Source organism: Novosphingobium clariflavum, assembly GCF_026420865.1.
GTDB classification, from domain to species: domain Bacteria; phylum Pseudomonadota; class Alphaproteobacteria; order Sphingomonadales; family Sphingomonadaceae; genus Novosphingobium; species Novosphingobium clariflavum.
The window spans coordinates 1-1,113 of the sequence record NZ_JAPCWC010000091.1 but is presented as its reverse complement, the minus strand read 5'-3'; the positions used below and the strand labels follow the sequence as shown (position 1 = coordinate 1,113).

Annotated in this window: 2 protein-coding genes; both read left to right on the top strand. The window is 57.8% G+C overall.

Annotated elements, in window-relative coordinates; translation table 11 throughout:
- A partial coding sequence (locus OKA11_RS24390; protein WP_267225220.1) for a transposase occupies positions 1–250 on the top strand: 250 nt, incomplete at its 5' end.
- Positions 251–630: 380 nt separating this feature from the next.
- On the top strand, positions 631–1,113 hold a 483-nt coding region (locus OKA11_RS24385; RefSeq protein WP_267225218.1), incomplete at its 3' end, for an MFS transporter.

The following is a 1,113-nucleotide window of genomic DNA, read 5'->3' as shown; positions in this document are numbered from 1 at the left end:
CCGTATCCGGGCATCTATCCGCGACAGAGGCGTGTTTGCCAACATCCCACCCAAGGCGAACCGCCGATCCAAGTCGTACTTCAGCACGTGGCTCTATCGCGAACGGAACCTGATTGAGCGGTTCTTCTCCAAGCTGAAGCACTTCCGACGGGTTGCAACCCGCTACGACAAACTGGCCGAGAACTTCCTTGCCATGGTTCAACTTGCTTCAATGCGGCTGTGGCTTCGCGTTTATGAGTCTACGGACTAACTCAAAGCGATCCAGTTTTCCGGGATCAGATCAGTACCTTCTCATGTGGGGGGGGGCGGCGCGGTCCGGGATCGACGTTCCAGCTAATTTCTGACTTGATCGCTGCATCATTCACGATGGACAGGGAAAAGGCGTCTGCTTAGCGCATTGGTGGACGAGCAACCACCTGCGGGAGATAGCTGCGTGATCGAACGAGAGGTTGGACCGTGTTCATGGTGATCATGTCGGTGGCTCGATTTCAACCCAGCAGCCTGGTTTTCGTAGATTATCCATGCGCGGCCGTGTCAGATGCATCGGGAGATACCTTTTGGGGTGTCTCCCGATGGGAAGTTTAGGTTTATATAGCAAAATCAAATTGTTGGTTGGGAAGGGCAGTTTGGATGAATGTAACGCTATTCCGGGGCGTGCTTGTCGGCGCGCTCGCCGGGCTCTTGTTCGGTTTTGACACGGCGGTCATCGCCGGAACAACGGAAGGCATCCGAACTGCTTTCGGTCTCGACGCTACCGGAGTTGGGATTACCGTCTCCAGTGCGCTCTGGGGGACGCTGGCGGGCGCCTTGCTTGCCGGTATTCCCGGAGACCGTTATGGCGCGCGTGCGTCTTTGACAGTGATCGCACTGCTCTATCTCGTTTCCGGCGTGGGCTGCCTGCTGGCGGTGAATTGGCCGATGCTGCTGATCATGCGGGTGCTGGCTGGTTTCGCGGTCGGGGCTTCGTCGGTGCTGGCGCCGGTCTATATCGCCGAAATCGCGCCTGCCGAGCGGCGGGGCATGATGGTCGGCGCCTTCCAGCTTAACGTCGTACTGGGGATCTTGGTCGCCTATCTCAGCAACTACTTCGTATCGAGCCTCGAACTCGGTGCG